Origin of the sequence: Streptomyces laurentii, assembly GCF_040635425.1 — a bacterium.
GTDB classification, from domain to species: Bacteria; Actinomycetota; Actinomycetes; order Streptomycetales; family Streptomycetaceae; genus Streptomyces; species Streptomyces laurentii.
In genome coordinates, this window is record NZ_JBEYHT010000007.1 from 20,340 (window position 1) to 44,738 (window position 24,399).

25 protein-coding genes and 1 riboswitch are annotated in these 24,399 nt (G+C 72.2%); of the genes, 10 read left to right on the forward strand and 15 right to left on the reverse strand.

Annotated features, from left to right (window positions below):
* Positions 1–18: 18 nt before the first annotated feature.
* The 3 genes from nagA to ABZ693_RS06495 form a co-directional block, all read right to left on the reverse strand.
* Positions 19–1,170, reverse strand: a complete 1,152-nt coding sequence (nagA, locus tag ABZ693_RS06485; protein ID WP_359874022.1) for an N-acetylglucosamine-6-phosphate deacetylase — start codon at positions 1,168–1,170, stop codon at positions 19–21.
* Positions 1,170–2,228, reverse strand: coding sequence for an ROK family protein (locus ABZ693_RS06490; RefSeq protein WP_359874024.1), 1,059 nt, complete (start codon positions 2,226–2,228; stop codon positions 1,170–1,172). Before ABZ693_RS06490 ends, nagA begins: the two co-directional genes overlap by 1 nt.
* Positions 2,229–2,390: 162 nt before the next feature.
* The gene (locus ABZ693_RS06495; protein ID WP_359874026.1) at positions 2,391–3,302 is read right to left on the reverse strand and encodes an SIS domain-containing protein; all 912 of its coding nucleotides are present in this window, start codon (positions 3,300–3,302) and stop codon (positions 2,391–2,393) included.
* A 149-nt stretch (positions 3,303–3,451) separates the two neighbouring features.
* On the opposite strand from ABZ693_RS06495, the gene ABZ693_RS06500 reads away from it, so the two are divergent.
* Both ABZ693_RS06500 and otsB read left to right on the forward strand, forming a co-directional pair.
* Positions 3,452–3,691 carry a DUF3263 domain-containing protein gene (locus ABZ693_RS06500; RefSeq protein ID WP_359874028.1) on the forward strand — a complete coding sequence of 80 codons (240 nt, stop codon included), beginning with the start codon at positions 3,452–3,454 and terminating at the stop codon, positions 3,689–3,691.
* Positions 3,692–3,880: 189 nt separating this feature from the next.
* Positions 3,881–4,747, forward strand: coding sequence for a trehalose-phosphatase (gene otsB / locus ABZ693_RS06505; protein ID WP_359874030.1), 867 nt, complete (start codon positions 3,881–3,883; stop codon positions 4,745–4,747).
* A 16-nt stretch (positions 4,748–4,763) separates the two neighbouring features.
* Here otsB and ABZ693_RS06510 read toward each other — a convergent pair whose 3' ends face one another.
* From ABZ693_RS06510 to ABZ693_RS06520, 3 genes are all read right to left on the reverse strand, one after another.
* Positions 4,764–5,141: a nuclear transport factor 2 family protein gene (locus ABZ693_RS06510; protein ID WP_359874032.1), complete on the reverse strand. Its 378-nt coding sequence runs from the start codon at positions 5,139–5,141 to the stop codon at positions 4,764–4,766.
* Between the two features lie 114 nt (positions 5,142–5,255).
* Entirely contained in the window at positions 5,256–6,644 is a 1,389-nt protein-coding gene (locus ABZ693_RS06515; protein ID WP_359874034.1) for an alpha,alpha-trehalose-phosphate synthase (UDP-forming), read from the reverse strand.
* 81 nt (positions 6,645–6,725) lie between these two features.
* Positions 6,726–7,670: a glucosyl-3-phosphoglycerate synthase gene (locus ABZ693_RS06520; RefSeq protein ID WP_359874351.1), complete on the reverse strand. Its 945-nt coding sequence runs from the start codon at positions 7,668–7,670 to the stop codon at positions 6,726–6,728.
* Between the two features lie 121 nt (positions 7,671–7,791).
* Positions 7,792–7,931, forward strand: a riboswitch (SAM riboswitch).
* An 18-nt stretch (positions 7,932–7,949) separates the two neighbouring features.
* Between ABZ693_RS06520 and thrC the strand changes: the two genes are divergently transcribed.
* The 4 genes from thrC to groL all read left to right on the forward strand — a co-directional run bounded on the left by thrC (position 7,950) and on the right by groL (position 12,437).
* Positions 7,950–9,290: a threonine synthase gene (gene thrC / locus ABZ693_RS06525; RefSeq protein ID WP_359874036.1), complete on the forward strand. Its 1,341-nt coding sequence runs from the start codon at positions 7,950–7,952 to the stop codon at positions 9,288–9,290.
* A 94-nt stretch (positions 9,291–9,384) separates the two neighbouring features.
* Complete coding sequence (locus ABZ693_RS06530) at positions 9,385–9,663, forward strand: MoaD/ThiS family protein (RefSeq protein ID WP_359874038.1); 279 nt, start codon at positions 9,385–9,387, stop codon at positions 9,661–9,663.
* 446 nt (positions 9,664–10,109) lie between these two features.
* On the forward strand, positions 10,110–10,313 hold the full coding sequence (locus ABZ693_RS06535; protein WP_005315736.1) for a cold-shock protein: 204 nt from the start codon (positions 10,110–10,112) through the stop codon (positions 10,311–10,313).
* Positions 10,314–10,814: 501 nt separating this feature from the next.
* Entirely contained in the window at positions 10,815–12,437 is a 1,623-nt protein-coding gene (gene groL / locus ABZ693_RS06540) for a chaperonin GroEL (protein WP_356061409.1), read from the forward strand.
* A gap of 124 nt (positions 12,438–12,561) precedes the next feature.
* On the opposite strand, the gene ABZ693_RS06545 is transcribed toward groL, so the two are convergent.
* The 3 genes from ABZ693_RS06545 to ABZ693_RS06555 form a co-directional block, all read right to left on the reverse strand.
* Positions 12,562–14,277, reverse strand: a complete 1,716-nt coding sequence (locus ABZ693_RS06545; protein WP_359874040.1) for a hypothetical protein — start codon at positions 14,275–14,277, stop codon at positions 12,562–12,564.
* Positions 14,267–15,919 (reverse strand): hypothetical protein, encoded by a 1,653-nt coding sequence (locus ABZ693_RS06550; RefSeq protein ID WP_359874042.1) that lies wholly within the window; start codon positions 15,917–15,919, stop codon positions 14,267–14,269. Before ABZ693_RS06550 ends, ABZ693_RS06545 begins: the two co-directional genes overlap by 11 nt.
* A gap of 208 nt (positions 15,920–16,127) precedes the next feature.
* The gene (locus tag ABZ693_RS06555) at positions 16,128–16,475 is read right to left on the reverse strand and encodes a deoxyxylulose-5-phosphate synthase (RefSeq protein ID WP_359874044.1); all 348 of its coding nucleotides are present in this window, start codon (positions 16,473–16,475) and stop codon (positions 16,128–16,130) included.
* 136 nt (positions 16,476–16,611) lie between these two features.
* Here ABZ693_RS06555 and ABZ693_RS06560 point away from each other — a divergent pair, with 136 nt between their 5' ends.
* Complete coding sequence (locus ABZ693_RS06560; RefSeq protein WP_359874046.1) at positions 16,612–16,986, forward strand: VOC family protein; 375 nt, start codon at positions 16,612–16,614, stop codon at positions 16,984–16,986.
* Here ABZ693_RS06560 and ABZ693_RS06565 read toward each other — a convergent pair.
* The 5 genes from ABZ693_RS06565 to ABZ693_RS06585 all read right to left on the reverse strand — a co-directional run bounded on the left by ABZ693_RS06565 (position 16,960) and on the right by ABZ693_RS06585 (position 22,453).
* Positions 16,960–17,715 (reverse strand): class I SAM-dependent methyltransferase, encoded by a 756-nt coding sequence (locus ABZ693_RS06565; RefSeq protein WP_359874352.1) that lies wholly within the window; start codon positions 17,713–17,715, stop codon positions 16,960–16,962. The two genes, ABZ693_RS06560 and ABZ693_RS06565, sit on opposite strands and share 27 nt — an antisense overlap.
* A gap of 206 nt (positions 17,716–17,921) precedes the next feature.
* Positions 17,922–18,674, reverse strand: a complete 753-nt coding sequence (locus ABZ693_RS06570; protein ID WP_359874353.1) for a transporter substrate-binding domain-containing protein — start codon at positions 18,672–18,674, stop codon at positions 17,922–17,924.
* A 72-nt stretch (positions 18,675–18,746) separates the two neighbouring features.
* Positions 18,747–20,345, reverse strand: coding sequence for a PTS transporter subunit EIIC (locus tag ABZ693_RS06575; protein ID WP_359874048.1), 1,599 nt, complete (start codon positions 20,343–20,345; stop codon positions 18,747–18,749).
* 75 nt (positions 20,346–20,420) lie between these two features.
* Entirely contained in the window at positions 20,421–21,353 is a 933-nt protein-coding gene (murQ, locus tag ABZ693_RS06580) for an N-acetylmuramic acid 6-phosphate etherase (protein WP_359874050.1), read from the reverse strand.
* Between the two features lie 128 nt (positions 21,354–21,481).
* On the reverse strand, positions 21,482–22,453 hold the full coding sequence (locus tag ABZ693_RS06585; protein ID WP_359874052.1) for a MurR/RpiR family transcriptional regulator: 972 nt from the start codon (positions 22,451–22,453) through the stop codon (positions 21,482–21,484).
* 107 nt (positions 22,454–22,560) lie between these two features.
* Here ABZ693_RS06585 and ABZ693_RS06590 point away from each other — a divergent pair, with 107 nt between their 5' ends.
* Both ABZ693_RS06590 and ABZ693_RS06595 read left to right on the forward strand, forming a co-directional pair.
* The gene (locus ABZ693_RS06590; protein ID WP_359874054.1) at positions 22,561–22,917 is read left to right on the forward strand and encodes a DUF8819 family protein; all 357 of its coding nucleotides are present in this window, start codon (positions 22,561–22,563) and stop codon (positions 22,915–22,917) included.
* A gap of 112 nt (positions 22,918–23,029) precedes the next feature.
* Positions 23,030–23,341 (forward strand): DUF4031 domain-containing protein, encoded by a 312-nt coding sequence (locus ABZ693_RS06595; protein WP_359874056.1) that lies wholly within the window; start codon positions 23,030–23,032, stop codon positions 23,339–23,341.
* Between the two features lie 46 nt (positions 23,342–23,387).
* On the opposite strand, the gene ABZ693_RS06600 is transcribed toward ABZ693_RS06595, so the two are convergent.
* Positions 23,388–23,558 (reverse strand): hypothetical protein, encoded by a 171-nt coding sequence (locus ABZ693_RS06600; protein ID WP_359874058.1) that lies wholly within the window; start codon positions 23,556–23,558, stop codon positions 23,388–23,390.
* A gap of 208 nt (positions 23,559–23,766) precedes the next feature.
* Here ABZ693_RS06600 and ABZ693_RS06605 point away from each other — a divergent pair, with 208 nt between their 5' ends.
* Entirely contained in the window at positions 23,767–24,279 is a 513-nt protein-coding gene (locus tag ABZ693_RS06605) for an alpha/beta hydrolase (protein ID WP_359874060.1), read from the forward strand.
* Positions 24,280–24,399 lie beyond the last annotated feature (120 nt).

Here is a 24,399-nt window from a genome sequence, read left to right on the forward strand (position 1 = left end):
CCCGGTGGTGGCGGGGCGTCAGCCCAGTTCGGGCTCGACCAGCCACTCGCCCTTGCGCATCACGCCCTTGACCTCGAAGTCCGCGTCGAGCACCACGACGTCCGCGTCCTTTCCCGGCTCCAGCGAGCCGACCCGGTCGTAGACGCCGAGCAGCCGCGCCGGGTTGGCGGAGATGGCCTGGACGATCGCCTCGACCGGCAGCCGGTCGATCGTCGCGGCCCGCTTGAACGCCCGGTCGAGGGTCAGCGTCGAACCCGCGATGGAGCCACCCTCGACGAGCCGCGCCACGCTGTCCTTCACCTCGACCTCCAGCGTGCCGAGCATGTAGCGGCCGTCGCCGAAGCCCGCCGCGTCCATGGCGTCGGTGATGAACGCGACGCGCTCCGGCCCCGCGTGACGGAACGCCAGCTCCAGCGCGGCCGGGTGCAGGTGGGTGCCGTCGTTGATGAGCTCGACGGTGACCCGCTCGTCCTCCAGGAGCGCCGCGATCGGGCCGGGCGCGCGGTGCCCGAGGCCGGGCATCGCGTTGTAGAGGTGGGTGGCGACGGTGGCGCCCGCGTCGATGGCGGCCACGGTCTGCTCGTACGTGGCGTCGGTGTGGCCGATGGCCGCGATCACGCCGTGCTCGGCGAGCAGCCGTACGGAGTCGATGCCGCCGGGCAGTTCGGTGGCGAGCGTGACCATCCGGGCCTGGCCGCGCGCCGCCTCGATCAGCTTGCGCACCTCGGCCGGCTCGGGGTCGCGCAGCAGCGTCTCGTCGTGGGCGCCCTTGCGGCACGGGGAGATGAACGGGCCCTCGAAGTGGATGCCGGCGATCTCGCCCTGCTCGGCGAGTTCGGACAGCAGGCCCGCGCGCCGGCCGAGGAAGTCCATGTCGCCGGTGACGAAGGAGGCGACGACGGTGGTGGTGCCGTGCAGCCGGTGGGTGCGGACGCCGGTGAGGATCTCGTCGGTGGTGCCGGAGGTGAAGGACGCGCCGCCGCCGCCGTGGTTGTGCATGTCGACGAAGCCGGGCACGAGCCAGTGGCCGGAGAGGTCGAGCGGGGGCACGGTGGCGTCGTCGGGGACGCTGCCCGCGATGCGGCCGTTCTCGACGATTACTCGCCCGTTCTCGACGATCCCGGTCGGCAGCACCACACGGGCCCCGGCGAGAACTGTGGAAACGGCCATCAGGCGGATACCTCCGGGGCGGCGGGCTGGGAGTGGGCGGACTGCGGGTCGGTGGGCTGTGGGGCGGTGGACTGCGGGGCGGTGGACTGCGGGTCGGTGGGCCGGGCGCCGGTCGGGTGCCCTTCGGCGGGGCCGGTGGTCCTGGCCAGCAGGTCCCAGGCGAGGAGACCCGCGCCCAGGCAGCCGGCGGTGTCCCCGAGGGCCGCCGGGACGATGGCGGGCAGCTTCTGGAAGGTGACCCGCTTCTCCACCGCGGCCCGCAGGGGTGTGAACAACGTTTCCCCGGCCTCCGCCAGACCGCCACCGATGATGAGCGTGCGGGGGTCCAGCAGGGTGAGCGCGGTGACCAGACCGTCCGCGAGCGCGTCGACGGCGTCCTGCCAGACGCGGGCGGCGGCGGGGTCGCCGGACTCGACGGCCTTGGCGCAGTCGGCGGCGTCCGCGTCCGGGTCGCCGGAGGCCTGGGCCCAGGCGAGCGAGACGGCGGAGGCGGAGGCGTACCGCTCCAGGCAGCCGCGCTGGCCGCAGCCGCACTCCGTACCGCCCGGGCGGACGACGATGTGGCCGATCTCGCCGGCGTAGCCGTGGGCGCCCGCCTCGATGGCGTCGCCGATGCCGATGGCGCCCGCGATGCCGGTGCCGAGCGGGACGAAGAGGAAGCGGTCCGCGCCGTGGCCGGCGCCGATCCGGCCCTCGGCGAGGCCGCCGGTGCGCACGTCGTGGCCGAGGGCGACCGGGATGCCGTCGAGGCGTTCGCTGAGCAGGGCGCGCAGCGGGACGTCGCGCCAGCCGAGGTTGGCGGCGTAGACGGCGATGCCGTCCGTGGCGTCGACGATGCCGGGGACGGCGACTCCGGCGGCCGCGGCGGGCTCGCCGTACCGCTCCCGGCCCAGCGCGCGCAGGTCCGCGGCGAAACCGAGGATCGTCTCGACGACGGCCTCGGGTCCGCGCTCGCGCGCGGTGGCGCGGCGGGCCTCGTGGAGCAGCGTGCCGTCCGCCCCGACGAGGGCGGCCTTCATCCCGGTGCCGCCCACATCGAGGGCGATGACGTGTTTCACGTGGAACAGTCTCGCGCGTGATGACCCGAAAGGTCTAGTCCACTCCAGAGGATTGTTGCGGTCGGATACAAATTCGATTCCGGGCCGTGATTCCGGGCGAGTACGGCGGTGGGGCGGGGGATCACCCCCGCCCCACCGCCCGTACACAGGGAGTCCGGGACCTTACGGCGCGAGGATCACGCTGCGCGAGAGGTTGCGCGGGCGGTCCGGGTCCAGGCCGCGGGACTCGGCGAGGGCGACCGCGAGCCGCTGGGCGCGCACCAGGTCGGCCAGCGGATCGGTGCCGGGCCGGGAGACCAGGGTGCCGCCGACCCGGGCGACATCGCCCGCGAGGCCCTCCGGCAGCTCGCCGAAGACCCAGGTCACCCGGCCGGGGCCGGTGATCGCGATGGGGCCGTGGCGGTACTCCATCGCCGGGTACGCCTCGGTCCACGCCCCGGCCGCCTCGCGCATCTTCAGCGCGGCCTCCAGCGCGAGGCCGTACGTCCAGCCGCGTCCCAGGAACGTCCACTGCTCGGCGGCCGGCGCCGCCTCCGGCAGCGGCTCGGTGAGCGCCAGCTCGGCGTCGACGGCGGCCTCCTCCACTGACTTCAGACCGGTCAGCGAACCGAGCCCGGCGCGCAGGAAGGCGAGCGCCGTGGTGGCGAACCGGGTCTGGACCACGGACTCCTCGTCCGCCCAGTCCAGCACCGCGACGGCGTCGGCCGCGTCCATGACCGGGGTCTTCGGGTCGGCGGTGAGCACCGTGGCCGGCACCCGGCCGCGCAGCCGCTCCAGCAGGTCGAGGACCTCGGTGGTGGTGCCGGACCGGGTGATGGCCACCACCCGGTCGTACGTGCGGCCCGCCGGGAACTCCGAGGAGGCGAAGGCGTCCGTCTCGCCCTGTCCGGCGGCCTCGCGCAGCGCGGCGTAGGCCTGCGCCATGAACCAGGAGGTGCCGCAGCCGGTGACGGCGACCCGTTCACCGGGCTTCGGCAGCCCCTCGAAACCGGCCGCGGCCTCGGCGGCTCGGCGCCAGGAGGCGGGCTGGGTGGCTATCTCGACGGAGGTGCGGGCGGCGGGGGTACGGGACATGCGGGGCGACTCCTCGGTTCCGGTCCTGCTGCGGTGCCGGTCGGTGACCGGCACCCCGTGCATAGCAGCGCCCCGCGCCGCGGGGCAATGTGCCACCGCGGCGACGGGCGGGGCGGACGCCGGCCCCGGGGCGGAATAAGTTGGTCTCTATGACCACCGATTTCGGCGAGCTGGGCGAGCGCGAGCAGGCCGTCCTCGCCCTGGAACGCCGCTCCTGGCCCGGCCCCGGCGCCAAGGAACGCGCCGTCCGCGAGCAGCTCGGCCTCTCCGCCACCCGCTACTACCAGCTGCTCAACGCCCTCCTCGACGACCCGCGCGCCCTCGCCCACGACCCGGTGACCGTCAACCGGCTCCGCCGGGTCCGCGCCGCACGCGAATCCCGCAGGTGACGGACGGACCTGGTGACGGCCCCCGCGACGGCCCTGGCGGCGGCCCTGGCGGCGAGCGTGGCGACGGCCGCGGTGCCCGCGTCCGGCCGGTGCGGCCCCGCGTCCGCCGGGTGACGTCCGGCCGCACGCCGCGGATCGTCCGGTTCCCAGCCGCTGACGGGACGGCCGCGGCTCGGTAGGGTCGTGCGCATGGTCAGCAGCCTTCCGCATCCGACCACCGCCGCCGGCCGCGACGGACTCGCCGCGCTCCTCGCCCGCCCCGGGAAGGCCGTCGTGGCCCTCGACTTCGACGGCACCCTCGCCGAGATCGTGCCCGACCCCGAACGGGCCCGCGCGCACCCCGGCGCCGTCCCCGCGCTCGCCGCCCTCGCCCCGCACGTCGCCTCCGTCGCCGTCGTCACCGGCCGGCCCGCGGGCGTGGCGGTCCGGTACGGCGGCTTCGCCGGCGTCCCCGGCCTGGAACACCTCGTCGTCCTCGGCCACTACGGCGCCGAGCGCTGGGACGCCGTCACCGGCACCGTGCGGGCCGCCGCCCCGCACCCGGGTGTCGCGACCGTCCGGGCCGAGCTGCCCGGCTTCCTCGACCGGATCGGTGCCTGGCCCGGCACCTGGATCGAGGAGAAGGGCCGCGCGCTGGCCGTCCACACCCGCCGCGCCGACGACCCGGAGGGCGCGTTCGAGGCCCTGAAGGGCCCGCTCGGCGACCTCGCCGCCGCCCACGGCCTCGTTCTCGAACCGGGCCGGCTGGTCCTGGAACTGCGCCCGCCGGGCATGGACAAGGGCCTCGCCCTCGCCGCGTACCTCCACGAGACCGGCGCCGCCTCCGTCCTGTACGCGGGCGACGACCTGGGCGACATCCCCGCGTACACCGCCGTCGAGAAGCTCCGCTCCGAGGGCCTGCCCGGCGTCCTGGTCTGCTCGGCCGCCGAATCCGCCGCCGTCCCCGACCTCGCCGAACGCGCCGACCTCACGGTCGCGGGTCCGGCCGCCCTGGTCGACTTCCTCGCGGCCCTGGCCCGCGCGATCGAGGAGAAGGCCGAGGAGCAGAGCGACTAGGAAGTCCCAGGACGACTCAGGAGGCGGACGGCTCGATCTCCCCGGCGAAGACGATGATCTGGTCGATGAGGCTCCGCCGCAGATGGACGACGTCCGTTCCCGCCAGGCGGGGGCCGCCGGCGGGCGTGGTGAAGACCCACTGGTACCGGGCCCATTCGTCGGGCATGTCCACCGCCGAGCAGCGCACCATCGTGCCCGTCCCCGCCGGGTGGCTCCGGATGTCCCGCACGAACCGCTCGACCGCCGCGATTCCCTCGCTGCGACCCAACGGTCCCCAGAAGACCACGTCCGAGGTCAGGGCCTCGGAGAGCAGGACGGTCACATAGGTGTCGTCCGAGGCGTTGAACGCGGAGATGAATGTGTCGATCGCGGAGCGTGCGGTCTCTTCATGCATGCCTCAGTGATACCAGCCGATTCGGGTGCGCTCGTCCCCCTGAGCCGCCTTCCGGTCACGGTGGATCACTCCGGTCCCGGCACGAGGGAGACGAGCGGCGAGCGGGAAGGGCGACTAGCCTCGCAGCGCGTCCAGTTGGGCACGGAACCAGCGCTGGGGCGGGTGGTTCGTGGCGGCGTCGGCGAGGTGCTTGGTGCGGTCGGCGCGTTCCGCCGCCGGCATCGAGAGGGCCTCGTGGAGGGCCTCGGCGGTCGCAGTCACGTCGTACGGGTTGACGGCCAACGCGTCGGCGCGCAGCTCCTCGTACGCGCCCGCCTCCGTGGACAGCACCAGCGCGCAGCCCTCGTCGGAGACCACCGGGATCTCCTTGGCGACCAGGTTCATGCCGTCCCGCACCGGGTTGACCAGGGCCACGTCCGCGAGCCGGTAGGCGGCGAGGGAGCGGGTGAAGTCGTCCTCGACGGAGACCAGGACCGGCCGCCAGTCCGGGGTGCCGAACTCCTCGTTGATCCGGTCCGCGAGTTCGGCGACGGCGGCGGTGTACGCGCGGTAGACCTCCAGGTCCTGGCGGGAGGGGTAGGCGGAGGCGAGGTGGACCACCCGGCCGCGCCATTCGGGGTGGGCGGTGAGCAGTTCGCGGTAGGCGAGCAGGCCGCGCAGGATGTTCTTGGAGAGTTCGGTGCGGTCCACCCGGACGATGGTCTTCCGGTCCGCGCCGGCCTCCTCCCGCAGCCGGGCGAGCCGCGCGTCCACCTCCGGCCGGTGCGCGAGCGCGCGCAGTTCGTCGCCGTCCACGCCGAGCGGGTGCACCCGTACCCGGGTCTCCCCGATCGTGCGCTCCACCAGCGGATCGGCCAGGAACGCGGCGGCCCACGCCCGGGTGTGGAAGCCCACCTCGTCCGCGCCGAGCAGGCCCTCCACCAGCTCCTCGTGGGCGTCCTCCGGCAGCATCCGCAGATACTCCGGCGCCGCCCATGGCGTGTGCGTGAAGTGCCCGATCCGCAGATCAGGGCGCAGCGCCCTCAACTGCCCGGGAACCAGGGCGAGATGGTAGTCCTGTACGAGCACCGCGGCGCCCTCGTCGGCGGCCTCCGCCAGGGCCTCGGCGAAGGCCCGGTTGTAGGCGCGGTACGCGGCCCAGCGGCGGCGGAAGGCGGCGTCGAAGACGGGCTCGCGCGGGATGTCGTAGAGGTGGTGGTGGAGGAACCACAGCACCGAGTTCGCGATCCCGTTGTACGCGTCGTCGTACACGTCCGGGTCGATGTCCAGCATCCGTACGCCCGGCTCCGCGCCCCCGCGCCGCACCGCCTCGCGGTCGCCGTCACCGAGCGCCGCGCACACCCACAGGCTGTCCACGGCCCGGGAATCCCCGCCGGAGCCGCCGGACAGCGCGGAAAGTCCCGACACGAGCCCCCCGCCGCCCCGCCGGGCGGCCAGCGATCCGTCCTCCCGCACGGTGTACGAGACCGGGCCGCGGTTCGATGCCACGAGTACGGAAGCCATATGGCGAACCTAGCCCGTCCGCTAAACGCTCAAACGTACGGATTCGGGGCCGGGATCGTCACGTTCGGTCACCTTCCCCGGTCAGGCCACGTCGCGCCGCTCCGCGTACTCCTCGATCTCCGCCATCGGCGGCCGCTCCTCCGTGTCCACCGCGTACGTCCGCGGTACGAACCCGTCCTCGCCGCGCTCGAACTGCGTGAGCCGCGGCCGAACCAAGTGGCCCCGGGAGAGCCTGAGTTGAGCGGTCCGGTAGATCGCCGCGGCCATCCGGCCGAGGGCCCGCCCGTCCTGGTGCCGGTGCTTGCGCACGCCCACGTCGACCTGCGCGAGCGCGTCCAGGCCCACCGTGTGCAGCGCGTCCACCAGCAGGCCCAGCTCCACCCCGTAACCGACCGGGAACGGCAGCCGTTCGAGCAGCGACCGCCGCGCCGCGTACTCGCCGCCCAGCGGCTGCACGACCCCGGCCAGCCGCGGCCAGTGCAGGTTCAGCAACGGCCGTGCCACCAGCTCCGTCACCCGGCCGCCCTGGCCCGGGGCGTCGCCGAGCGGACGGTCGTACATCGCCTTCACGAACGCCACGTCGGCGTCGGTGAGCAGCGGCCCCACGATCCCCGAGACGAAGTCCGCCGAGAAGTCCTTCAGGTCGGCGTCCACGAAGCAGATCACGTCGCCGCTCGTCACCATCAGTGACCGCCACAGGACCTCGCCCTTGCCGGGCACCGCCGGTATGCGCGGCAGTATCGCGTCGCGCGCCACCACCCGCGCCCCGGCCGCCGCGGCCACCTCCGCCGTACGGTCGGTGGAGCCCGAGTCGATCACCACCAGCTCGTCCACCAGCGGCACCGCCTCGGACATCAGCTCGCGGCGGATCACCGAGACGATCGCGCCGACCGTCGCCTCCTCGTTCAGCGCGGGCAGCACGACACTGACCTTCGTGCCCCGCTTGGCCGCGAGGATCCGCTCCAGCGGGCGGTCGGCCACCGACCAGGACCGCCGGGCCAGCCAGCGTTCCACTTCTTCCAGCAACATGATCTCCATCTCGCGGATCGGACGCCCGTCTCCGGCTTCGAAGGCTTCGGTTACAGTCTTGAACAACGCAGCCGCCCGGTGCATGTCGGGGTGCCGGCCGCGTTTCACAATCGAATACCGCTCATCCAGAGGGGCAGAGGGACACGGCCCGTTGAAGCCCCGGCAACCCTCCAGTCGGTTCTCGTTCGCGCGAGGTCCCCGGCTTGGGAAGGTGCCAAATCCGTCTCATGGCGAAATGCGTCGTGAGGAAGATGAGGAGAAAGGGCCTCGCCTGCCATGGCTTCACAGACGGTTGCACCCACCACCCATTCCGCTTCCGCCGGCGCCTCTGGTTCCGCCCCCGCTTCCGCCGCCGGCGGCCCGGTCGACCTCGGTCCCGCGTCCGGCCTTTCCTGCCGGGAATGCGGCCAGACCGTCCCGCTCGGCCCGGTCTTCGCCTGCGAACTCTGTTTCGGCCCCCTCGAAGTCGCCTACGACCTGCCGGCCGGGGACCCCGAGGCGCTGCGCGCCCGTATCGAGGCCGGTCCCGCCAACATCTGGCGCTACGCCCCGCTGCTGCCCGTCCCCGCCGACGTGGCCGGGAAGCCCAATCTGAACCCCGGCTGGACCCCGCTCGTCAAGGCCGACAACCTGGCCCGCGAACTCGGCGTCGAGCCCGGCAAGCTGTTCGTGAAGGACGACTCCGGCAACCCGACCCACTCCTTCAAGGACCGCGTCGTCGCCCAGGCCATCGAGGCCGCCCGCGCCTTCGGCTTCACCACCCTGTCCTGCTCCTCCACCGGCAACCTGGCCGGCGCCGTCGGCGCCGCGGCCGCCCGGGCCGGCTTCCGCTCCTGCGTGTTCATCCCGCACGACCTGGAGCAGGGCAAGGTCGTCATGGCCGGTGTCTACGGGGGCGACCTCGTCGCCATCGAGGGCAACTACGACGACGTCAACCGCTTCTGTTCGGAGCTCATCGGCGACCCGCTCGGCGAGGGCTGGGGCTTCGTGAACGTCAACCTCCGCCCGTACTACGGCGAGGGCTCCAAGACCCTGGCGTACGAGATCTGCGAGCAGCTCGGCTGGGTGCTCCCGGACCAGCTCGTCGTCCCGATCGCGTCCGGCTCGCAGCTCACGAAGATCGACAAGGGGCTGCGCGAGCTGATCAAGCTCGGTCTGGTCGAGGACAAGCCGTACAAGATCTTCGGCGCCCAGGCCGAGGGCTGCTCCCCGGTCTCCACCGCCTTCAAGGCCGGGCACGACGTGGTCCGCCCGCAGAAGCCGGACACCATCGCCAAGTCCCTGGCCATCGGCAACCCGGCCGACGGCCCGTACGTCCTCGACATCGCCCGCCGCACCGGCGGCGCCGTGGAGGACGTGACCGACGAGCAGATCGTCGACGCCATCCGGCTGCTCGCCCGTACCGAGGGCATCTTCGCCGAGACGGCGGGAGGCGTGACCGTGGGCGTGGCGCGGAAGTTGGTGGAGAGCGGGCTCATCGACCCGAGCCTGACGACCGTCGTCCTCAACACGGGGGACGGGCTCAAGACGCTGGACGCGGTGGCCGAGACCTCGCAGGCGACGGCTACCATCCGGCCGAGCCTCGACGCCTTCCGGGCCGCCGGCCTGGCTCACTGAGCCCCGTACCGCGTCCCGTCCCTACCGGATTCCCCCGTACCTCTCCTCTGTCTTCCCGCCTTCCCGCCTTCCCCGCCGAAAGGTCCGTGAACCCATGGCCGTGAACGTCCGCATCCCCACCATCCTCCGCACCTACACCGGTGGCGAGTCCCAGGTCCCGGCGGAGGGCACCACCCTCGCCGAGGTCATCGCCGACCTGGAGAAGAACCACACCGGCATCGCCGCCCGCGTCCTGGACGACCAGGGCAAGCTGCGCCGCTTCGTCAACGTGTACGTGAACGACGACGACGTGCGCTTCGAGCAGGGCCTGGAGACGGCGACGCCGGACGGCGCCGGAATCTCGATCATTCCGGCGGTCGCCGGCGGCTGCTGAGGTGAGCTGACCGCCCCTTAGGGGTTCGTCTCACCGGCCCCATTTCTCTCGCCCGGCTCACCCAGTGCAATACGGAATTGCCCCTTCCGCATCAACAAGCGGAAGGGGCAATTCTGCATGGTTGAGCGCGATAGAGTTGGGGAAGCCCCCTCCGTCGCCCATGCCAGACGCATATGAGAATGCGCGGCGCCGCGACAAGATATGACCAAAGAGGCCGTGGCTTCTGCACCTTCTGCACTGATTTGCCGGGCCCGACTTGCCCGGTAATTCGGCGTATTCGCACCGATTCCCTATTCCGTCGCACCCAGAATTCTCGTCCGACTGACCTGTTGCAGAGGGCAGTTGGGCAGATACATTCAGCGGCGGTCGACGCGTTCCGGCGCAGGGTCTGACCCGGGTCCGCGAAGTGTGGTCCCGCGCAAGGGCCAGTAATAGGGGAGTTAGGCATGGCTCAGGGCACCGTCAAGTGGTTCAACGCGGAGAAGGGCTACGGCTTCATCGCGGTCGACGGTGGTGCGGATGTATTCGTCCACTACAGCGCGATCCAGATGGACGGCTACCGCACCCTCGAAGAAGGTCAGCGGGTCGAGTTCGAGATCTCGCAGGGCCAGAAGGGCCCGCAGGCGGACATGGTCAAACTCGCCGTCTGACCGCGGCGCGATCGGCCACCGACGCACTTCCGTCGAGGGGCCCGCATTCCTGACCGGGATGCGGGCCCCTCGCGCGTATACGGGGGCGGGTGCCTGTGCGGGTGGGGGGCGCACGCGCGCCCGTACACGCGCGCAGGGGTACGGGCGCGTGCGCCTCGTGGAAAGGTGCGACGGCGGGGCCGGCGGGGGCCCGGTGGGGGCTCCGTAGAGGCTCCGCAGCGGCTCCACAGCGGCTCCGCGGAGGCCTGGCGGGGGTGCACCGAGGGTGCGGCGGAGGTGACCGAGAGCCGCCCGATCGCCGAGAGTCGCTTGCACTCGCATGGGTCGAGTGCTAATCATTGGCGTTAGCACTCTGAAGGTGAGAGTGCTACGAGGATCGGGCAGATGAGGCCGCCGAACCGCGTGGGGCAAGGAACCACGGGGCATGCGCCGGCCGTCCGTCGCGGGCGTCGGCGCGGTCCTGGAGCGTTATCCACCCCATGTCCGGGAGGACCACTTCACATGGCCAAGATCATCGCGTTCGACGAGGAGGCCCGGCGCGGTCTCGAGCGCGGCATGAACCAGCTCGCTGACGCCGTCAAGGTCACCCTCGGCCCCAAGGGCCGCAACGTCGTCCTCGAGAAGAAGTGGGGCGCCCCCACGATCACCAACGATGGTGTCTCCATCGCCAAGGAGATCGAGCTCGAGGACCCGTACGAGAAGATCGGCGCCGAGCTGGTCAAGGAAGTCGCCAAGAAGACGGACGACGTCGCCGGCGACGGTACGACCACCGCCACCGTTCTCGCCCAGGCCCTGGTCCGCGAGGGCCTGCGCAACGTGGCCGCCGGTGCCAACCCGATGGCCCTGAAGCGCGGCATCGAGAAGGCCGTCGAGGCCGTCTCCGGTGCGCTGCTCGACCAGGCGAAGGAGGTCGAGACGAAGGAGCAGATCGCCTCCACCGCCTCCATCTCCGCCGCCGACACCCAGATCGGCGAGCTCATCGCCGAGGCCATGGACAAGGTCGGCAAGGAAGGCGTCATCACCGTCGAGGAGTCCCAGACCTTCGGTCTGGAGCTGGAGCTCACCGAGGGTATGCGCTTCGACAAGGGCTACATCTCGGCGTACTTCGCGACCGACATGGAGCGCATGGAGGCCGCGCTTGAGGACCCCTACATCCTCATCGTCAACTCCAAGATCTCCTCGGTGAAGGACCTGCTCCCGCTCCTCGAGAAGGTCATGCAGTCCGGCAAGCCGCTGCTGATCATCGCCGAGGACGTCGAGGGCGAGGCCCTGTCGACCCTGGTCGTCAACAAGATCCGCGGCACCTTCAAGTCCGTCGCCGTCAAGGCCCCGGGCTTCGGCGACCGCCGCAAGGCCATGCTGAACGACATCGCCATCCTCACCGGTGGCACGGTCATCTCCGAGGAGGTCGGTCTCAAGCTCGAGAACGCCGGCCTGGACCTGCTGGGCCGCGCCCGCAAGGTCGTCATCACCAAGGACGAGACCACCATCGTCGACGGTGCCGGTGACAGCGAGCAGGTCGCCGGTCGCGTGAACCAGATCCGCGCCGAGATCGAGAACAGCGACTCGGACTACGACCGCGAGAAGCTCCAGGAGCGCCTGGCGAAGCTCGCCGGTGGCGTCGCCGTCATCAAGGCCGGTGCCGCGACCGAGGTCGAGCTCAAGGAGCGCAAGCACCGCATCGAGGACGCCGTTCGCAACGCGAAGGCGGCCGTCGAGGAGGGCATCGTCGCCGGTGGTGGCGTGGCGCTGCTGCAGGCCGGTTCGGTCTTCGAGAAGCTGGAGCTGGACGGCGACGAGGCCACCGGTGCCGAGATCGTCCGCAAGGCGCTGGCCGCCCCGCTGACCCAGATCTCCGTGAACGCCGGCCTTGAGGGTGGCGTCGTGGTGGAGAAGGTCCGCAACCTGCCCGTCGGTCACGGCCTGAACGCCGCGTCCGGTGAGTACGTCGACATGATCGCCGAGGGCATCATCGACCCGGCCAAGGTGACCCGTTCCGCGCTGCAGAACGCGGCCTCCATCGCGGCCCTGTTCCTCACCACCGAGGCCGTCATCGCCGACAAGCCGGAGAAGGCCGCCGCGCCGGCCGGCGGCGGCATGCCGGGCGGTGACATGGACTTCTGATCCTGACGGATCGGCAGTTCATCGCTGAACGCGACCGAGGGCGGCATCCCCAGTGGGGGTGCCGCCCTCGGGCTTTTGCGCGGTGTCAGATACGTGCGTGCACGTCAGCGCACGTCAGCACAGGTCAGCGCACGTCTACGTAGTCCTCGTACGCGTACGAGGAGTTGAAGTGCGTGCCGTCACCGCTGTGCCGCATGGTGTACCAGCCGTCGACCGTCGACGCCTTCTTGAAGGTCGCGACGCCGGTGGAGTCGGTACGGGCGGAGCCCAGCTGCTTCCAGGTGTTCGAGCCCTTGGCCTTGAACCACACGGTCACGGGAGCGTTCCCGTAGTTCTTCCAGGTGGTCCCGATCTGGTGCTGCAGCCGGCCGGTGACCGTCACGGTCGCGCCCTTGCGGACCGGCTCCGGCGACGCGTTCACCGCGAGGATCTTGGTGGCGCTGCGGCCCATGCCCCAGATGATGGTGGAGCTCTCCAGGAACCGGTCGCTCAGCGGGTGCCGCACCCGGTAGTAGCCGCTCGTGCTCTTGCCGCTGAGGACGTAGAAGCCCGGGTAGGTCGCCGAGGTGCCGGAGGCGAGGGTGCGCCAGCCGGTGCGCCCGTCGGCCGAGTACTCCAGGACGAGCTTCTGCCCGCTGGTGTCCCAGCGGGACTTCCACGGGTTGTACCAGGAACGGAAGCTGCCGGTCAGGGTGGCCTTGCCGTCCGCGCCGAGGGTGGCGGAGGCGAGGCTGATGCGGCCTTCCTCGGGGATCGCCAGCGGACCGCTGACGTCCCCGAACGTCAGGTACGGGTCGACCGGGGTGACCACCCAGGTGTTCAGACAGAGGCCGGGGACGTGCGGCAGCTGCGCGGTGAAGGTGCCGTCCGCGCCGGTCGTGACGGTCTGTCCGACGAACCCGTCCGTCCGCCCGTCGATGCCGAGGCTCACCCGGACCTGCTGGCCGGCGAGCGAGGTGTCGACCCGCGGCGTGCCCTCGGCCGGCTGGTCGGGGGCGTTCGGGTCGGTCAGCGTTCCGGTGACGGTCACCTTCTGGCCGGGCAGGACGCGGGTCCGGTCGGCCTTGGCGGACACCTTGAGGGTGCGCGGCGTCAGGGTGTAGACCGACCGGGTGTAGCCGACGGACCCGTGCACCTGTGCGCTGTTCTCGCTGTACGAGACGCGGAACTCCTCGCCGAGCTTGACGTCGGTGTACGCCTCGCCGGTGTAGGTGCCCTGGTCGTCCGTGGTCGCGGTCCGCGCCGGGGCCGTGTCGTCGGCCAGGCGCCGGAGGGTGATGTCGCGGCCGGTGATCGGGACGATGTCGCCGGAGCCGGGCTGGATGCCGAGGAGCGTCCCCGAGGGAACGGAGCTGCGGCTCTTCCAGTCGGGCGCCGTGAGACCGAAGTCGAGCTGCGGCTTCAGGGTGAAGTCGAGCGTGCCGGCGTCGGTGCGGGTGAGGGTGTTGCCGAGCGAGTCGGTCGCCGTGATGTCGATGGCGTACGTGCCCAGCTCCGGGATCGCGCCGCCGTCCTCGGTGAGCTTCAGCGGTGTGGCGGCCGGCAGCCTGAAGACGCTGGGGTTGTAGCTGAGCGGGGGCAGCTCGGGGATCTCGGTGACGACGGTGTCGCCCTTGCGGATCTTCGCCGAGACGGTGGTCACCTTGGCCTGTGCCGCGTCCGTCCACGCGCTGACCGAGAAGGAGCCGCGGTCGTAGGTGTCGGTGGTGGCGCGGCCGATGCCGACGGTGGCGGGCGTGGCCGGGTCCTCCGCGAGGGCCGGGGCAGCGCCCGCCGCGAGGGCGAGCACGGTCAGCGCGGCGAGCGTGGAGACGCTGGAGGGGCGGAGGTCAGATCGCATCGATGTACTTCTCCTTGGACTCGCTGTAGAAGTAACCGGTCTGCGTCTGCTTCACCATGCCCCAGGTGCCGTCGCCGTAGTTCTTGGCCTTGAAGCTGAACCGGCCGGCGGAGTCGGTGGGAACGTTGCGGGTGACCCAGTACCAGTTGGAGTCGCCCTTCGGCCGGAACAGCAGCGTGACCTTGGCGCCGGAGAGCGCCTTCCAGGTGCCGCCGGTCTTCTTCTGGACGGTGCCGGTGACGGTCATGTAGCTGTTCACGCGGGGCCGGCTGGGGCTGACCGAGAACGCGGAGAAGCGGGTCTCGATCCGGGCGAGCTTGACCGCGCCGGAGTCCTTCAGCGCGAAGCGGTCGGTCTCGTAGTGGTGCAGCCGGTACATGGCGCTGACGTAGCCCCAGGTGGAGACGTCGATCTTGCAGTAGCTGAAGCTGTTGTCCCACTGCATGGTGCCGTACTTCAGCTTGCTCCAGGTACGGCCGCTGTCGAACGACACCTGGAGGTGGACCGGCTCGTCCCGGCAGTCGCCGCCGTTGACCCGGGCGGTGGCGCGGACCTTGCCGAACTCGTCCATGGTGATGTTGACGCCGCTGTACGTGATCGGCTGCGGGACCGCGATCTCGCCCTGGTCGTAGGCGGTGTCGGAGAAGTAGACCGAGGGCCGCGGGAAGGTGTAGATCTGCGTGGCGTACGTGGCCCGGGCGCCGTACTTGAAGGAGCCGTCGGCGGCCGTCGTCCCGGTGCCCATCTGGCCGGTGACGGTGGTCGACCGGTTGGGCTCGGTGTTCGCCGTGACGACCGGGATGCCCGAGAACGGCTTCCAGCCGTCCGGGGTGAGCCGCTGCACCATGCCGCTCATGGTGACGTCGGTGTTCTTGGCGACGCGGTACTTGTTCTGGCCGGCGTTGACCCGGTACGTGGTCGTCTCGACGCCGACCTCGGGCACCGGGCGTCCGGCGTCCGGGTCGGTGTCGGCGGCGGGCTCGACGACGGTGGCCTTGCCGCGCCGGATGCTCGCGTTCGGCGTGAACGGCAGCGAGAAGGTGCCGTCGGCGCCCGTGGTGGCGGTCAGGTCGACGTAGCGCCAATCGAAGTCGAACAGTTCGAGCGACACCTTGATCTTGGTGCCCTCACGGGCCGGCGTCCGCTCCCCGGTGGACGGGTCCCACGTGGTCGCCTGACCCGACAGGACGACGTTCCGGTCGTCGTAACTGGTCTTCTTGTGGTCGAAGGACAGCTTGCTGACACCGGTGTGCAGCTTGTGGCTGTAGGTGCCGCCGGTCCACTTCTGCACGGTGCCGGAGGACAGCCGGTACTCGACGACGACCGGGTAGTCGCCCAGCCGCGTGCCCTCGGGCAGCTTCAGGCCCTCCGCGGTCGTCCAGCCGTAGGAACGGTCGGTGGCCTCGTCGGCGGACTGCCAGCTGAGGTCGTCGGTGGAAGCGAGGACGGCGGCGTCCGGCGCCGTGGAGGCGAGGACGGAGACCTTCACCCACAGTGCGTTCGACGTCAGCTCGACGACGGGCCGGCCGTCGTCGGAGGTCGTCACACGGGTGATGGTGTCGATGGCGTAGGCCGCGGGCGCGGTCGCCAGGGCCGGCAGGGCGAGCCCCGCCGACAGGGTGAACACGGTGGCCGCACGCACGAGGGCATGCGGCAGCGTGCGCGTTGAGCGCGTCAAAGTAACCCCCCACAGGTTATGAACGCGGCGCACGTGCCCGATGAGGCGGACGGGCCGCGTGGTAGCACGATAGCGCCCGCGCGTTGAACATGTTCACCTGATTCCCCGTAGAGGGGCGGACCTGTGAACGACTGGTGTGGGGGCGGAGGCCGTGCGGGGGCCGTGCGGAGGGTTACAGGTCCCGGCGGAGGAGGGCCTGGCGGAGGGGTTCGCCGGTGCGCCGGGCGTACGCCGCGCGCTCCTTGACCTCGCGGAGCGTGCGCGGGCGCCAGCCGGGACCGTCGCAGCACCCCATGTGGAAGCGGATCCCGGCGTGCAGGACGACGGACAGGGCCCGCCAGGCGTTCGTGTCCCGGCGCGGCGGCGGCGCGAAGGCGGCTCCGACGTGGATCAGCTCCCGCGTGCAGCGCGGACAGCGCCGCCCGTACTCTCGTGGCCCTTTGAGGGGATGGAAGGAGAACGGCAGCTTGTACGAGGCGCGGCACGGCAGACAGACGTACGAGCTCTTCGCGGGTGGCATGCGGACCAAGGTAGGCACCGGCCCCGCGGCCCGGCCAGGGAAATACCGCGCGGTGGGCGGGGAGGCCCGGGGCGGGAACACGCGGGGGAGAGGCAAACGCGCAGGCGGGCGGCGGGGCGTCCCTAGGGTGAGGATCATGCAGCTTTCCGCGATCACCCTCGACTGCGCCGACCCGCTGGCGCTCGCCGACTTCTACCACCGGGCCACCGGTCTGCCGCTGCACCCCCGCAACCACGCCGAGTTCGCCGGGGTCGTGCAGCCCGCGGGCGGCCTGCTCATCGGCTTCCAGCGCGTGGCCGGCTACCGCGCCCCGAACTGGCCGGCCCAGGACGTCCCGCAGCAACTCCACCTGGACTTCGACGTCGACGACCTCGCGGAGACCGAGGCCCGGCTGCTCGCCCTGGGCGCCGTACGCCCGAAGCACCAGCCGGACGCCGGGCGCTTCCTCGTCCTCACGGACCCGGCGGGTCATCCGTTCTGTCTGTCACCGCGTACCGCCACGACGCCATAGCCCGGTCCACAGGAACGACTCGCCGAAGCGCGGGGAGTCGGCGGGTTCGTCGCGCATGCGGCGCAGGGCGATCTCTGTCAGGTCGGCGGGCTGCGGACCCGAGAAGAGGGCGCGCAGGGCGGCGGGGGTGTAGGCGAGACCGCCGTGGAGGCTGCGGTCGCGGTAGAAGGCGGCGTCGGGGAGTTCGGACCCCATCCCGCCGGGGCCGGAGGCGAAGCAGACGAGGGAGAAGTGGCCGCCGGGGGCGAGGTGCCGGGCCACGAACTCCCGGTAGGTGGCGCGCCGGTGGGGCGCGAGGTGGTGGAAGCAGCCGGAGTCGTGGATCAGGTCGTACGGGCCGGCGTCGCCGACCTCGGGCAGGTCCGGTCCGAACACGTCGCCGTGCAGGAAGCGGACGCGGTCGCCGACCTCGGGGCCCGCCTCCCGGACACGCTCGCGGGCCCAGGCGAGCGCGTCGGCGGAGAGGTCGACGGCGTCGACCTCGTAGCCGTGCCGGGCGAGGTGGAGGGAGTTGCGGCCGGGTCCGCAGCCCAGGTCGAGGGCACGGCCGGAGGAGGGCGGCGGCCCCTGGTCGAGATGGCCGGCCAGGCTCTCGTCGGGCTTGTCGGCGAAGAAGGGGACGGGACGGTCCCGGTCCTCGTAGAAACCCTGCCATTTGGTGTGGTCGTCGGCGAAGAGCCCGTCCAGGAGGCGGAGGGTGTCGTCGGTGGTACGGGTGGTGCGATCCAGGTCCGTTTCCATGGCTGAACGCTAGGGTCCGGGATGATAAAAGACCAGGTCGGAGCGGGTGTGGCGGGTTGGCGGCGAGGCGCTGGACGGGGTGTGGGCGGGCGTACGCGCATGGGTGCGGGGGCTGGTGTCCCGTGCCCCGGCGGGTGGTCCGGGAGGGGGCGCGAGGGGCCGCCCAGGGTCCGTTTCGGATCGCCCTGAAGCCGTCAACTCGCCGGAGCGGCCGCCACGTTCGCATCCTGTCCGGAGCGACGAAGAGATGCGGCGACGAAGCCGTTCGTCTTCAACTCCTCGACTGTCGCCCTCAGATACGCGACCGTCTCCGGCGCCCGCCCGATCGTCGTGCCGACCGCCTGCCGGATCTCCATGAAGCGCTCCTCGACGAGCCGCACCTCCGGATGCGCCGCCGCGTACGTCGTCATCGGCTGTCGGATCCCGGCGCCCGCCTCCAACTCCCGTTCCGCGAAGGTGTCGACGCCCTCCGCGCCCCGGACCAGCGTCGCGTGCCGCAGCGTACGCGTGAGGAACAGGTCGTACGCGGACCCCTCCTTCACCCCGATCCGCACGCCGGGCGCGTCCACGTCCGCCGGGGTGCGCAGCGCGGAGCCGCGCGGCACGGCGTACACGCCCTCGATGACGACGTACGGAGCCGTGAACGCCACCTCCGCCTCCCGCGCCGGCTCGACGGCGAGAAAACACAGATCGGCCCGTCCGCTCGCCATCGCCTCGTACGATTTGCGCGCCGCGTCGAAGCACACCAGCTCCACCGGCACCCCGAGCCGCGCCCCGATCTCCCGCGCGAGATCCACGGTGATCCCGCCCGGATCCTCCGAAGTCCCCCGCGCCAGCACGGGATTGCCGAGATTGATCGACGCGCGCAGCACCCCGGTCGGGGCGAGGTCGGCGACGACCCGCGGATCGATCCCGGTCTCTGCCGTCGGCTCGCTCTTCGGCTCCATGGACATGCCCCGGAGTCTAGACAGCTCCCACGCTCCCCTGGGGTGCGGCGGTCAGTGGTCAGAGGCCGGCGGTCAGAGGCCGGCCGGTTCGGGGCGGGGTGGGGCGTCGGGGTCGGAGGCTTCGGGGGTTTCGGGGGAGCCAGGGGTTCCGGAGGTCGGGGTGGGGGAATCCTGTCGGCTCTTCTCCGGTTCCGGGGCCGGGTCCTGGGCCGGGCTCACGTTGAACTCTTCGAGCAGGTTCTTGCCGAGGCCGAAGAAGTACGTGGCGAGGAAGCCCGTCGTGTAGCCGACCAGCAGGCCGCCCGCGTAGATCGCGGCCGTCGGGCCGAGGCCGCCGCTGCCGGCGAGGAGCGGGAAGAGGGCCCAGCCCGAGGGGCCGATGGCGGTCGAACCGATCGTGTGGCCGAGCATGTCGAAGAGTCCGATGAAGGCGCCGCCGAACGCGCCGCCGACGCAGGCCGTGACGAACGGGCGGCCCAGGGGCAACGAGACGCCGTAGATGAGGGGTTCGCCGACGCCGAGGAGGCCGGTCGGGAGGGCCGAGCGGATGGTGCGGCGGATCGAGCCGTTGCGGGAGAGGCGCAGATAGACGGCCAGGGCCGCGCCGACCTGGCCCGCGCCCGCCATCGCGAGGATGGGGAGCAGCACCGTGTAGCCCTCCTGCTCGATGAGGGTGGTGTGGATCGGGATGAGGGCCTGGTGCAGGCCGAGCATCACCAGGGGCAGGAACAGTCCGCCGAGGACGAACCCGGCGCCGGGGCCCGCGTGGGCGAGCAGCCAGTGCGCGAACTCGCCGATGAGGCTGGCGACTTCACCGGCCACGAACATCAGGCCGTAGAGGGTGGCCAGGCCGGCGACGAGCACGGTGACCGTCGGGGTGACCAGCACGTCCAGGGCCTCCGGCACCCGGCGGCGGCACCACTTCTCCACGTACACCGCGAGCACCGCCGCGCCGAGCGCGCCGAGCACCCCGCCCTGGCCGGGGGAGAGGGGCCGGCCGAAGACCTCGACCTTGGCCACGCCCGCGTACACGATGATCGCCGCGACCGCGCCGCCGAGGATGGGCGTGCCACCGAACTCCTTGGCGGTGTTATAGCCGACGAAGACCGCGAGGAGGGCCATGAAGCCGTTGGCGAGCGCGGTGAGGGCCGGGGTGAGGCCGGGCAGCCAACCGAGGTTGACGAGCAGGCCGTTGAGGCCGGCGATGATGCCGCAGCCGATGAGGGCGGGGATGAGCGGGACGAAGATGTTCGCGATCCGCCGGAGGAGGAGTTTGGCGGGGGTGGCGTTCCGGGCCTTCCGGTCCGCCTTGATCGCCGCGCCCTTGCCGGCGAGGGCTTCGGCGTCGTGGCTGTCGGCTCCGGCCGCGGCGGCTCGCGCCACCAGTGCCTCGACCTCGGGTGCGACCCGTGCGACGACGCCCGGCCCGAGCACGATCTGGTACGTGTCGTCCTCCACCACCCCCAGCACGGCCGGCAGGGCCCTCAGCTCCGCCTCCCGTACGCGCGTGCGATCCCGCAGCCCCAGCCGGAGCCGGGTCATGCAGTGGGCCACGGACTCGATGTTCGCGGTGCCGCCGACGAGCGGGAGGATCGCGGCGGCGAGGGCGTGGTGGGCGCTGTGGGCGGCGTGGGAGTCGTCGGAGTCGTGGTGTCGGTCGTCGGTGCTCATGGTGCGGTGGTGCCATGCCGCGTGGGGGTGGTACGCGCCCCGGGCCGCCGGACCACCCGTCCGGCCGAGGGCAGGTCAGGGCTGGTCGAGGGCCGCCCGCAGATGGCCGCGGGTCCTGGCCAGCCGCCGTTCCGCCTCGGCGGCGTCGTCGACACCGGCGAGGATCATCAGGACGGCGGTCTTCACCTCTCCGTCCGCGGCGGCGAGCGCGCTCTCGATCCGCTCGTCCGGCGCTCCGGTGGCGAGGGCCACGATGCGGCGCGAGCGCGCCTGGAGCTTGTCGTTGGAGGCGCGGACGTCGACCATCAGGTTCCCGTACGTCTTGCCGAGCCGGATCATGGTGATCGTCGAGATCATGTTGAGGACGAGCTTCTGGGCCGTGCCCGCCTTCAACCGGGTGGATCCGGTGATGAGTTCGGGCCCGGTGACGATCTCGATGCCGTGCTCGGCCGCCGCCGCGAGCGGGCTGTCGGCGTTGCACGACAGGCCGATGGTGAGCGCCCCCCGCGCGCGGGCGTGTTCGACGGCGCCGATGGCGTACGGCGTACGGCCGGAGGCGGAGATGCCGACCACCGTGTCGTCGGCGGTCAGCTTCAGCGCGTCCAGGTCGGCGGCGGCGAGTTCCTTGGAGTCCTCGGCGCCCTCCACCGCCTGGACCATGGCGCCTGGGCCGCCCGCGATGAGGCCGACGACCTGCGCCGGGTCGGTGTTGAAGGTGGGCGGGCACTCGCTGGCGTCGAGCACCCCGAGCCGCCCGGCGGTGCCGGCGCCCAGGTAGAGGAGACGGCCGCCGCGGGCCATGCGCGCGGCGGTGGCGTCGATGGCGGCGGCGAGGGCGGGCAGCTGCCCGGCGACGGCGGCGGGGACGGTCCGGTCCTCGCCGTTCATGATCCGGGCGATGTCGAGGGTGGGAAGCCGGTCGATGTCGGCGAGTTCGGGGCGGAACGCCTCGGTGGTGAGGGTGGCCAGCTGGGCGCGCAGCTCGGAGTACGTGGGTGTCGTGGACACGGTGCTCTCTCAGCGGTTCGAGCGGGTTGGGGGGTTGGGAGGTGCGGTGGAGCGGTGGGAGGGGTGGAGCGGGGTCGAGGACTTCGACAGGGGTGGGCGGTCGGCGGTCGGCGGTCGGCGGTCGGCGGTCAGCGGTTGCGTGGGGTGTGGCGGTGCGCCAGGGCCTCGTACGAGGCCGCGAGGGCCGGGGCGGCCGTCTCGTACGTACGCTGCGTGACACAGGTGAACAGACAGTCCACGACCAGGAGTTGACTGGTTCTGGACGACATGGCGGCGGGGCGCAGTTCGCTCTCGCGGGCCGTGGAGGTGGTCAGGACGTGGTCGGCGTACTGCGCCACCGGACCGTCCGGGCGGCCCGTGATGGCGACGGTGGTGGCGCCGTGGTCGAAGGCGACGCGCAGCGGTTCTATGACGTCGCCGGTGGAGCCGGAGTGCGTGATGGCGATGGCGACGTCGCCGGAGCGGAGCTGTACGGCGTTGGTGACGGCGAGGTGCGGGTCGCTGTGGGCGTGCGCGACGAGGCCGATCCGGAGCAGCTTCTGGCCCAGGTCCTGGGCGACGAGGCCGGAGGCGCCGATGCCGTAGATGTCGATCCGGCGAGCGGTGGCGAGGGCGGCGACGGCGGCGCCTAGCTGGACGGTGTCGAGCCCGGCGGCGGTGTCGGCGAGGGTCTGCTGCTCGTCGTACGCGAGCTTGGCGACGACGTCCGCGACCGGGTCGTCGACCGCGATGTCGGCGGTGACGGCCGGCGCGCGGCCCGACTGCTGCTGGGCGGCGAGCCCGGCGAGGGCGAGGCGCAGATCGCGGTAGCCGGGATAGCCGAGCAGGCGGGCGGTGCGGACGACGGTGGCCTCGCTGGTGCCGGTGAGTTCGGCGAGGCCGGTGACCGTGAGGGCGGCGCAGCCGGCCGGGTCCGCGGCGACGGCTTCGGCGACCCGCTGCATGGAGCGGGTCATGGACGGCGCGAGGGTGCGGACCTTCGCCGCGAGCGCGGCGGGGGCGGGCGGGGCCGGTGTGGCGGCGGCAGCGGTGGCGGGGGACGTGGCCGCGGAGGGCTGCTCCGGAACGCTGGTGAAACTTTCCTTCACGTCATAGGTCACAGCTGAAAGATATTTTCGGCCGTGAGGGGCGTCAATAGGGCGTGGGGGCGCGATGTGTACCCCGAGGCCGTTGGTCCCCTTGGCCCCACCGGGGTGACAATGTGAACATGGACGAGATCGACCCCGTGGAGCAGTCGCTCCACGCCGCCCGCGCCCTGGTTCTCGCCGACCTGGCGGCGCGCGACGTCGCCATGGCCGAGGTCGTCTCGATGGTCGAGGACGCCGTGACGCACCGCCGCTGGTGGGTCGAGCAGTGGCCCGAGGGCCGCTCCTTCGTCGCCGGCCTGGTCGCGCAGGACGTGCAGGACTCCCTTCTCGAACGGTACGGCCGCTGGCCGCTGTGCCCCGTCTGCTCCTCGGGCGACCCGCACGCCCTTGACGTCGAACCCGAGCTGGGCCCCGACCCGCACTGGGTCTGTGGCAAGCAGGGAGTGGTGGTCGCGCCGGTGGGCGGCCTGACGTGACGGCGGCGGGGACGGCGGCGGTCACGGGGACGGCGGTTACGGGAACGGTCGCGGGAACGGTCGCGGGAACGGGGACGGGAACGAGGACCACGACGGCGACAGGGGCCCGGGCATGACCCTCTACATCGACCCGCCCACCTGGCCGGGCCACGGCCGCATGTGGTCGCACCTGGTCAGCGACGTCTCCTTCGCCGAGCTCCATACCTTCGCCGCCGGCATCGGCTGCCCGGCCCGCGCCTTCGAGCGCGACCACTACGACGTCCCGTCCGACTACTACGCCTCCGCCGTCGCGGCGGGCGCGATCGAGGTCGGTTCGAAGGAACTCCTCCTCCGCCTCACCGCCGCGGGCCTGCGCCGTCCCAAGGGCCGTCCGGCCCCGGGGCTCCCGGGCGGCGGCTGCCTGACCCCCTACGAGGCGCGGTAGTCGTCGTACGCGAGGGTGCCACGCGAGGGTGTGGTTCCGCCGGGCGTCAGGTCCGGCGCCCCGGTACGCGCGCGGGGGCGGGGTCCCAGTGCCGGTCGCAGGCGGTGCAGTACCACTTCCAGAGGCCGGGCGCGTCGGGCCGCGTGTCGGTGGTGTCCTTCCAGAGCATGGGCGCGGGCGGCGGGCACTGGGGACAGGGCGGGGGCATGGACGCCATGCGGTACTCCCTCGGGTCCCGGCCAGCATGGCGCGTAGGCCACCGGGCCGGGCCCGCCGACGCGCCCGGCGCACCACCCGACGACCCGCACGAGGGACCCGTACACGAGCCCTCGGGAAGGGCCTTGCACGGAACCTTGCACGGAACCTTGCACGGAACCTTGCACGGAACCTTGCGCGGCACCTTGCACGGAACCTTGCGCGGCACCTTGAACGGAACCTTGCGCGGCCCCTCGGTCGCGGCCCTCGCCGGGGCCCGGGTCGATCCGGGCATCCTGTGGGCGGTGCTGGCCGGCGAGATACCGCTGCCCGAGATCCCCGAGTTCCCGGACGCGCTGGACGCCTGGCGGCGGACGTACCCGCTGGACGCGGCGGCGCGGCGGATGGTGGAGGCCGCGGCGGGCGACCTCTCCGATCCCCGGGTACGGGCGGTGTTCCAGGTGGCGCCGGGGGTCGGCGCCCTGGTGACCCGGGAGAGCCTGGCGGCCGTGCGGGTGCCGGTGGGCATCCGCTGGGGCGGGGCGGACACCGTCAATCCGTACGAGGCCGACACCCGGCCCTACCTGGAGCACATCCCCACGGCGAGCGGCCACTCGGCCGGTCCGGACGTCCGCCACGACGACTTCTTCGCGCCGGAACCGGCCGACCCCACGGCCCGGGTACGGGTCGGCGGGGAGGCCGCGGACTTCTTCGTACGGCACCTCGGCGGCCCCGCCGCCTGAGCCGTCAGGCCGTATGAGCCGTCGGTCCGCCCGATCCGTCGGGCGGTGCCCGCGCGGTGGTTGAGCGCGGCACCTCGGAGATCTTTCAGGGTCGACCCTGACGCGTTTTCAGGGACTTCC

Excerpts from the sequence above, each read along its gene's own strand:
- ABZ693_RS06590 (WP_359874054.1), top strand. The coding sequence starts at position 22,561 with ATGGACGAGATCGACCCCGTGGAGCAGTCGCTCCACGCCGCCCGCGCC.
- ABZ693_RS06495 (WP_359874026.1), bottom strand. The coding sequence starts at position 3,302 with ATGTCCCGTACCCCCGCCGCCCGCACCTCCGTCGAGATAGCCACCCAG.
- ABZ693_RS06555 (WP_359874044.1), bottom strand. The coding sequence starts at position 16,475 with ATGCCACCCGCGAAGAGCTCGTACGTCTGTCTGCCGTGCCGCGCCTCG.
- otsB (WP_359874030.1), top strand. The coding sequence starts at position 3,881 with ATGGTCAGCAGCCTTCCGCATCCGACCACCGCCGCCGGCCGCGACGGA.
- ABZ693_RS06500 (WP_359874028.1), top strand. The coding sequence starts at position 3,452 with ATGACCACCGATTTCGGCGAGCTGGGCGAGCGCGAGCAGGCCGTCCTC.
- ABZ693_RS06530 (WP_359874038.1), top strand. The coding sequence starts at position 9,385 with ATGGCCGTGAACGTCCGCATCCCCACCATCCTCCGCACCTACACCGGT.
- nagA (WP_359874022.1), bottom strand. The coding sequence starts at position 1,170 with ATGGCCGTTTCCACAGTTCTCGCCGGGGCCCGTGTGGTGCTGCCGACC.
- ABZ693_RS06595 (WP_359874056.1), top strand. The coding sequence starts at position 23,030 with ATGACCCTCTACATCGACCCGCCCACCTGGCCGGGCCACGGCCGCATG.
- ABZ693_RS06515 (WP_359874034.1), bottom strand. The coding sequence starts at position 6,644 with ATGGCTTCCGTACTCGTGGCATCGAACCGCGGCCCGGTCTCGTACACC.
- ABZ693_RS06545 (WP_359874040.1), bottom strand. The coding sequence starts at position 14,277 with ATGCGATCTGACCTCCGCCCCTCCAGCGTCTCCACGCTCGCCGCGCTG.
- thrC (WP_359874036.1), top strand. The coding sequence starts at position 7,950 with ATGGCTTCACAGACGGTTGCACCCACCACCCATTCCGCTTCCGCCGGC.
- ABZ693_RS06575 (WP_359874048.1), bottom strand. The coding sequence starts at position 20,345 with ATGAGCACCGACGACCGACACCACGACTCCGACGACTCCCACGCCGCC.
- ABZ693_RS06535 (WP_005315736.1), top strand. The coding sequence starts at position 10,110 with ATGGCTCAGGGCACCGTCAAGTGGTTCAACGCGGAGAAGGGCTACGGC.
- ABZ693_RS06560 (WP_359874046.1), top strand. The coding sequence starts at position 16,612 with ATGCAGCTTTCCGCGATCACCCTCGACTGCGCCGACCCGCTGGCGCTC.
- ABZ693_RS06570 (WP_359874353.1), bottom strand. The coding sequence starts at position 18,674 with ATGGAGCCGAAGAGCGAGCCGACGGCAGAGACCGGGATCGATCCGCGG.
- ABZ693_RS06600 (WP_359874058.1), bottom strand. The coding sequence starts at position 23,558 with ATGGCGTCCATGCCCCCGCCCTGTCCCCAGTGCCCGCCGCCCGCGCCC.
- groL (WP_356061409.1), top strand. The coding sequence starts at position 10,815 with ATGGCCAAGATCATCGCGTTCGACGAGGAGGCCCGGCGCGGTCTCGAG.
- ABZ693_RS06510 (WP_359874032.1), bottom strand. The coding sequence starts at position 5,141 with ATGCATGAAGAGACCGCACGCTCCGCGATCGACACATTCATCTCCGCG.